Annotated in this window: 6 protein-coding genes; all 6 read right to left on the bottom strand. The window is 62.9% G+C overall.

Features of this window, described 5'->3' with window-relative positions; genetic code table 11:
• Positions 1–139 precede the first annotated feature (139 nt).
• The 6 genes from astE to DK391_RS43425 are packed head-to-tail and all read right to left on the bottom strand — an operon-like array spanning position 140 to position 7,333.
• Positions 140–1,195: a succinylglutamate desuccinylase gene (astE, locus tag DK391_RS43400; RefSeq protein ID WP_109484168.1), complete on the bottom strand. Its 1,056-nt coding sequence runs from the start codon at positions 1,193–1,195 to the stop codon at positions 140–142.
• Positions 1,179–2,519 carry an N-succinylarginine dihydrolase gene (gene astB, locus DK391_RS43405; RefSeq protein ID WP_109484169.1) on the bottom strand — a complete coding sequence of 447 codons (1,341 nt, stop codon included), beginning with the start codon at positions 2,517–2,519 and terminating at the stop codon, positions 1,179–1,181. The genes astE and astB overlap by 17 nt, the downstream gene beginning before the upstream one ends.
• A 9-nt stretch (positions 2,520–2,528) precedes the next feature.
• Complete coding sequence (gene astD, locus DK391_RS43410) at positions 2,529–3,992, bottom strand: succinylglutamate-semialdehyde dehydrogenase (protein WP_109484170.1); 1,464 nt, start codon at positions 3,990–3,992, stop codon at positions 2,529–2,531.
• An 8-nt stretch (positions 3,993–4,000) separates the two neighbouring features.
• A complete protein-coding gene (gene astA / locus DK391_RS43415; protein ID WP_109484171.1) occupies positions 4,001–5,026 on the bottom strand; it encodes an arginine N-succinyltransferase in 1,026 nt (341 codons plus the stop codon).
• Entirely contained in the window at positions 5,023–6,075 is a 1,053-nt protein-coding gene (gene aruF / locus DK391_RS43420) for an arginine/ornithine succinyltransferase subunit alpha (protein ID WP_109484172.1), read from the bottom strand. Before aruF ends, astA begins: the two co-directional genes overlap by 4 nt.
• 28 nt (positions 6,076–6,103) lie before the next feature.
• A complete protein-coding gene (locus DK391_RS43425) occupies positions 6,104–7,333 on the bottom strand; it encodes an aspartate aminotransferase family protein (RefSeq protein ID WP_109484173.1) in 1,230 nt (409 codons plus the stop codon).
• Positions 7,334–7,627 lie beyond the last annotated feature (294 nt).

The following is a 7,627-nucleotide window of genomic DNA, read 5'->3' on the forward strand; positions in this document are numbered from 1 at the left end:
TTTCTTTTGCCTACTTTTCTTTGCCGCGGCAAAGAAAAGTAGGTGCCGCCCCGCACAGGGGCGACGCTAGCAGACCACTAACAAATCGCGGACGCCAGCAACAGCAAACTCACCAGCGTCGCAGACAAAAAACCCCAAACTACCTAAACCCCGCATAAACCTCATCAGTAGTCTCAACAACAAGCAGCCCCGCCCGCAACCCAGGCTTCACACCTGAATTAGGAAACACAATGCGCTCCTCATCACGCAGCACGACATAGCGATAGTCACCATCGCGAGCAAGAACCGCACCGCGTTCAAACGCGGTGAAATTATCGACATCCTTAGCGAACAGCAGTTCAAAAGCATCACTCTGCTTGGTGATCTGATCGATGACAGCAAACACCCGCGGCAGCGGCAAAGTGACATCGCCATTCTCGCCCGCAATCAGCAAGCGCAACGCCGCATCGGCAGATTCAAATCGCGAGAGATCGTTCTGGCCGAACGGCCTCACCTTGCCAAGTTCGAGCGTGCAGGCGTCCGCACCGCAAGCCTCAGCAGTAAAGTGCGAATACGTATTGCCTTTCGTGGTGTGCAACAACACGGCAGCAATCCGCGCATCCCGCAGCCATTCGAACATCGCTCGCGACAACGGTGCGCCCGTATGCGGCAACAACGCAAACTGTTCGAAAACGGAGCCACGAATCGCCGTATGCAAATCGACATGCCAACGCATGCCCGGCGTATCGGAAGCATCGTCGAAAAACCGCTGGGCAATGCGCTCCAACGCCGCCGCACGCGGCGCTTCGTGACTCGCGGGCAACTGCGCATGACGGCCGCTAAAAAGCCGGTTCAGATCGTCATCGATATAGCGGCACGAATCGCGCATCGCCTGCACGTTGCCGAGTATCACCAGCAAACGGCACGCAAGCGCCGCACGCCCCTGCGCAATGTCGCGCACCAGAAACGACAGCAATTCGATCGGCGCAGTCTCGTCGCCATGAATACCCGCTGACGCCAGCACGCTGCGCATCGCCGAGTTCGTCGAACCCGCAGGCTCGAACTGCACCACGCCATCGTCGATCCACGTCCAGCGCACGCCGCCGTTCGCACACACGCCCTCGCGTGCCTGCCCCGCCGGCTGATTGCCAGCCAGCGTGTACGCGAGGAAATCGTCGAGCATTGCCGGCACGGTCGAATCAGCGCTGGAAGTCATACAGCGAACCCAGGCCGAGAATCTGCGTCAGTTCATCGAGCGCCGTGCGCGATTCGTTCAGCAACTGCGGATCGGACAGATCCGTCGGCGAGAGACGGTCGCGATAGTGCATATCGATCCAGCCATCGAGGCGCGCAAACAACGTGTCGTCGATCCACACGCCCGGCGGCACCGCGCCGCGCGCGGCTTCATTGAGCACCACGCGCAAACGCAGGCACGCCGGCCCGCCGCCGTTCTTCATGCTTTCGCGCAGATCGAATACGAGCACGTCATCGATAGGTGCCGTGCTGGACACGAGTTCGTCCAGATACGCCGCCACGCGCGGATTCTCCCGGCTTTCCTGCGGCACCACGAGCACCTGCTGGCCATCGGGTTTCAGCAGCAACTGGCTGTTGAACAGATACGACGACACGGCGTCCGCAACGCTCACCTGCGCGTCCGGTACCTCGATCACATTGAACTCGCCATTGAGCTTCGACAGCTTCGCGCGCAGTTCGTCGTACACCGCCTTCTGCTCGACAAACGCCAGCTGATGGCAGAACAGCGTGCGAGCGTTGCCGACGGCGATCACATCGTTGTGAAACACACCGGCATCGATCACGTCGGGTGTCTGCTGCGCGTACACGGTCGCATCGTCGTCGAGGCCATGACGATGCGCCACGGCGCGGCTCGCCTCGAAGGTCTGGCGTGCGGGATAACGCTTCGGCTCCGGACCGCGACGATATTCGCTGCGGCCGTACACAAAAAACTCGACGCCCTTCGCGCCATATTCCGCGCAAAAACGCGTGTGATTCGCCGCGCCTTCATCGCCGAGTGCGGGCGTGCCGGGCAACGCTTCGTGCACCATGAAGCGCGACGGGTCTGCGAAAATCGCGCGCAATGTGCGGCGCGTCGATTCGTGCTCGATTGCGCGATGCAGCTTGCTGGTCAGATTCGCCGGCGTGAAGTGCACGCGGCCATCGTGCGTATCCGCCGAGGGGCTGACAGTCGCGGCATTCGCCGTCCACATCGCCGATGCGGAACTCGCCGCTGCCAGCAGTTCCGGCGCGTTCTTCGCGACGCGTGCGATCACGCTCGCTTCATCGCCGGAAAAGCCCAGTTCGCGCAACAGGCGCATCGACGGACGCTCCTGCGGCGGCAGCACGCCCTGCCTGAAGCCGAGGTCCGCCAGCTGCTTCATCTTGCGCAGGCCCTGCTTCGCGGCGGCTTTCGGGTTCGCCACGGACTTGTCGTTGTTCTGCGAGGCGACGTTGCCGAACGACAACCCCGCGTAGTTGTGGGTCGGTCCGACGAGTCCGTCGAAATTGGCTTCAGTGGCTTGCATCGTCGATCCTTAGAAATGAAGACCCGGCGACACGCTCGCGGGCATTTGCAGTTGCGCGCTTTCGACCGACGCCATCGGGTACGCGCAGTAATCCGCTGCGTAGTACGCGCTCGGCCGGTTGTTGCCCGAGCGGCCCGTGCCGCCGAACGGCGCCGCCGACGACGCGCCGTTGGTCGGTCGGTTCCAGTTCACGATGCCGGCGCGGATCGTGCGCTGGAAATGCGTCCACAGCGCTTCGCCATCGGCCAGCAGTCCCGCCGACAAACCGAACGCCGTGTTGTTCGCACCCGCAATGGCTTCATCGAACGACCCGTACCGCACGATCTGCGCAAGCGGGCCGAAGTGCTCTTCGTCGGGCAGGTTCTGCACGTTGGTCACGTCGAGAATCGCGGGCGTGACGAAGCCGAGTTTCGAGTCGCGCTGCTCCATCTTCAACAGCGTCTTCGCGCCATCTGCGATCAGACGCGTTTGTGCTTCGACCAGACGCGATGCAGCCCGCGCCGACATCACCGCGCCCATGAACGGTTGCGGATCGGCGTTGTACTCGCCCACCGGGATGCGCGAACTCACTTCGACAACGCGTGCGAGGAACTGGTCGCCGAATGCATCGTTTGGCACGAAGATGCGGCGCGCACAGGTGCAGCGCTGCCCTGCCGACAGAAACGCCGATTGGATCGTGTGATGCACGGCTGCATCGATATCCGCGACGGGCGCGACGACCAGGGGATTGTTGCCGCCCCTCTCCAGCGCGAGCACGATCTCGGGACGGCCGCCGAACTGCTTGTGCAACAGCGTGCCTGTGTCCGACCTACCCGTGAAGAACAGCCCGTCGATCTGCCGGTGATTCGCGAGCGCGATGCCCGTGTCCTTTTCCCCTTGCAAGAGATTGAGCACGCCAGCGGGCAGACCTGCATCACGCCACACTTCGACGGTGACGCGCGCAACGCCCGGCGCCAGTTCCGAAGGCTTGAACACGACCGCATTGCCCGCGATCAGCGCCGGCACGATATGCCCGTTCGGCAAATGACCCGGGAAGTTGTACGGCCCAAACACAGCGACCACGCCATGCGGACGATGCCGAAGCACGGCTGTGCCGTCAGCCATCGCCGCGCGCCGCTCGCCCGTGCGTTCGTTGTACGACTGGATCGAGATCTCGACCTTCGCCGCCATCGACGCCGCTTCCGTGCGCGCTTCCCACAACGGCTTGCCTGTCTCGCGGCCAATCGCTTCGGCAATGACTTCCTTGCGCTCGGTGATCAGCGCAGCGAAGCGACGCACGATGGCGACGCGTTCGTCGAGGCTCACAGCCGACCACATCGCGAACGCACGGCGCGCGCTCATCACGGCGCGCTCGACATCTTCCGCCGATGCGCTGTTGCCTTCCCACACCGTCGCGCCCGTGCCCGGGTTACGCGATGCGAATGCGTGTCCTGTGCCGGCGACCCATTCGCCGTCGATGAAAAGCTCGCTCATGTTGGTCCTTATTTCTGTTTCAGAGGCAGCACGCGCACCGGCTCGCCTGCCTTCACGTTCAATGCCGCCGCTTCGTCGGCCGTCAGACGGAACACACCGTTTTCTGCCACGCCCGTTGCGACGCCCGTGCGGAAATCATCGAGCGACGTATTCGAAACGAGAGAACGCGGCGCGTTCTCCTGCGGCTCGACAGCCGCGATCTCGACAGGCACCACAACGCTTTCGCGCACCGTGCGCAAGTCGGCGACGTGGCATTCGAGCACGGGGCCGGCGTCGAAGATATCGACGTGGTTTTCATAACGCAGCCCTTCCGCCTCGAGCATCTTGCGGGCGGGCAGCGTATCGCTGTGCGTGAGGCCGATGGCCTTCTGCGCTTCTTCCGGCAGCAGCTCGACATACACCGGAAAACGCGGCATCAGTTCCGCGAGGAACGACTTGCGGCCATGCGAACTGAGATAGTCCGCGGCGTTGAAGTCGATCTGATAGAAGTGCGAGCCGACCGCGCGCCAGAACGGCGACGTGCCGTCACCATCGAAATGGCCGCGCAACTCCGCGCAAATACGCTGCGGAAAGCGCTCGCGGAACTGCGCGATGAACATGAAGCGCGAGCGCGACAGCAATCCGCCCACACCATGCGCGCGATAACGCGGGCTGAGAAACAGCGAGCACACTTCGGCATAACCCGTCAGATCATGCGAGATGTTGAGCGCACGCATGCGCGTCCAGATGCCGAGATCCTGCGACGCATGCACCACCGTGCTCACGCGATAGTTATAGAACGGCTGCTCGAGGCCCACAGCCGTTTCGATGCCGCAGACACCGGCGATGTCCTTCGTCCGCGAATCTTCCATCACGAAGAAATAGCCCTTCTCGTGCGGCGCGGCCTTGTCCTCGATCGTGCGGCGCACACGCTCGACGCGCTCCGCAAGCGCATCGCGGTCCGGCTTGAAGGTGGTCAGTCCGGGGCCCGTTTCCTGAGCGAGCGCGACAAGCGCGTCCACATCGCCCGTCTGAACGACGCGAACGACGATCATTGTGCTTCTCCCGTGGTGTGTTTCTGTTCCTGCTGATGCAGCTGCACGCAGCGCACCGTGTCACCGTCCTGCACCGCTAGCGCCTGACGCGCGGCGGCGGACAGCACTGCGCCGTCGGCTGTTTGCGCGGGGAGATCGGCGAGCACGCAGCGGAATTCGCCCGGCTTGTTGCTGGCGATCAGGTACGTCGCGCCCTGTTGCGCCGACGCTTCGCGCACCGTGCGCGTTTCGTTGCGCTTCACGCAGGCGCTGCGTTCGATTTGTGCCGTCAACACCGGGCCGGCATCGAAGATATCGACGTAGCGGTCGGTCTCGAAGCCTTCTTCCATGTGGATGTCGTACGCGAGCAGCGCCTTTTCGTCCGGCTCGCCGAGCACGCGTTGTGCGGCTTCCGGCAAGAGCGGCACGTAGATCGGATAGCTCGGCATCACTTCGGCGATGAAGGTGCTGCTACGCCCACCCGACTGCACTTCGATATCGGCGAAATTGCGGCCGAAGAACTTGCGGCCCACTGCTTCCCAGAACGGCGACACGCCCGAGTCGTCGGTCACGCCGAGCAGCAGCGAGAACACTTCGGACGTGAAACGCTGACGGTTGGCGGCGATATACATCATGCGTGCGCGCGACATCAGATGCGCGGCGGCGTCGCCGCGCATCGCCGGGTCGATATAGAAGCCCGCGAGACGGCTCTTGCCCGTCAGTTCATGCGACATCGTGAGCGCGTGAATCTTGCGGTTCACGTGCAGTTCACGCGATGCGTGGATCAGCGCGTCGTTGCGGAATACATAGAACGGTTCCGAGTAGCCCGCTGCCGCGACGATGCTCGCCGTGCCATGCAGCTTGCCCGTTTCGCTGTCTTCCAGCACGAAGAGATAAAACTCTTCGCCCGGAAAATCGACTTCCGCGCGAAACGAGTCTTCCGACAGTGCGACACGCGCCTCCAGCGCGCGCCGGTCGTGCGGCAGCGAGTGCAGCACGGGCTGCGCGTTGCGCGCCATCTGTTGCAAGGCGTCGAGATCGGCCAGACGGCCAGGGCGGACGAAGAGCATCGTGGTCTCGTGTAGTGTGGCTTGCGGATTACTTGGCCAGCGCCGTGGCGCCGACCACTTCCTCGATCGCCTTTTCGAAGCGCGCGAGGCCTTCGTTCATGTCATCGACGGGGATGATCAGCGACGGTGCGAAGCGCAGCACGTCCGGGCCTGCCATCAGCATGATGACGCCGTGCTTGCCGGCTGCCGTCACGAAGTCTTTGGCGCGGCCCTTGTAGGCTTCCGTGAGTTCCATGCCGATCAGCAGACCCTTGCCGCGCACGTCCTTGAAGATGCCGAAGCGTTCGTTGATCTTCGCGAGCGTCGCCTTGAACTGTTCGCTGCGTGCGCGCACGCCTTCGAGCAGCTTCGGGTCGCTGACGAGATCGACCACCTTCAACGCGATCGCCGATGCGAGCGGATTGCCGCCGTACGTGGTGCCATGCACACCGACCTTGAAGTGCGCGGCGAGTTCGTTGGTGGTGAGCATCGCGCCGATCGGGAAGCCGTTGCCGAGCGCCTTGGCCGTGGTCAGGATGTCCGGCGTCACGCCCGTATCCTGATACGCATAGAAGAAGCCCGTGCGGCCGACGCCCGTTTGCACTTCGTCGAAAATCAGCAGCGCGCCGTGCTGGTCGCACGCTTCGCGCAGCGCTTTCAGGAACGCGGGATCGGCGGGAATCACGCCGCCTTCGCCTTGCACGGGTTCAACGATCACAGCGCAGGTGTTCGGGCCGATCGCGGCGCGTGCGGCTGCGATGTCGTTGTAAGGCAGGTGCTTGATGCCGCCCGGTACGGGGCCGAAGCCTTCCGAATACTTCGGCTGGCCGCCGACGCTGACCGTGAAGAACGTGCGGCCGTGGAACGACTGTGTGAACGAGAGGATTTCGTCTTTCTGTGCGCCGTGGCGGTCGAAGGCAACGCGGCGCGCGAGCTTCAGGGCGGCTTCATTGGCTTCTGCGCCGGAGTTGGCGAAGAAGGCGCGGTCGGCGAAGGTGAGTTCTTCGAGGCGTTTGGCGAGACGCAGGACGGGTTCGTTGGTGTAACCGTTACCGATATGCCACAGCTTTGCACCCTGATCGTGCAGGACCTGCATCAATTCCGGATGCGCATGACCGAGCGCCGTGACGGCGATACCGCCAGCGAAGTCGATGTAATCCCTGTTTTGCGTGTCCCACACGCGGGAGCCGACGCCGCGGTCCGGCACGAAGGATGCCGGCGAGAAGACGGGGACCATGACTTCGTCGAAGGTTTGCCGGGTGACGTTTTGTTCGTTCATGCTGGGGCCTCGCAGTTCGGTTCACTGTAACGGTTCTAGTTTAGGTGACACCTGGGGGTGTGTCTTGCGTGGATGCGACTGGTTTTTTTGTCTGCGACGCTGGGGGTTTGGGTTTGGGTTTGGTTTGGTTTGCTTCGGCTTTCGCTCGCATCCGCGATTTGCCTTCGTGCTTCATGCGTTGCCCCTGTGCGGGGCGGCACTTACTTTCTTTGCCGCCGCAAAGAAAGTAAGCAAAGAAAGCGGGCTAACACCGCCAATGCTAGTTATTGCCTGCGGGCCCCCAACCGGTCCTAT

Origin of the sequence: Paraburkholderia sp. C35, from assembly GCF_003121405.1 — a bacterium.
Taxonomy (GTDB): domain Bacteria; phylum Pseudomonadota; class Gammaproteobacteria; order Burkholderiales; family Burkholderiaceae; genus Paraburkholderia.

What these genes read in the sequence shown, in the direction of transcription:
- astE (WP_109484168.1), bottom strand. Translation starts at nt 1,195, where the DNA reads ATGACTTCCAGCGCTGATTCGACCGTGCCGGCAATGCTCGACGATTTC.
- aruF (WP_109484172.1), bottom strand. Translation starts at nt 6,075, where the DNA reads ATGCTCTTCGTCCGCCCTGGCCGTCTGGCCGATCTCGACGCCTTGCAA.
- DK391_RS43425 (WP_109484173.1), bottom strand. Translation starts at nt 7,333, where the DNA reads ATGAACGAACAAAACGTCACCCGGCAAACCTTCGACGAAGTCATGGTC.
- astB (WP_109484169.1), bottom strand. Translation starts at nt 2,519, where the DNA reads ATGCAAGCCACTGAAGCCAATTTCGACGGACTCGTCGGACCGACCCAC.
- astA (WP_109484171.1), bottom strand. Translation starts at nt 5,026, where the DNA reads ATGATCGTCGTTCGCGTCGTTCAGACGGGCGATGTGGACGCGCTTGTC.
- astD (WP_109484170.1), bottom strand. Translation starts at nt 3,992, where the DNA reads ATGAGCGAGCTTTTCATCGACGGCGAATGGGTCGCCGGCACAGGACAC.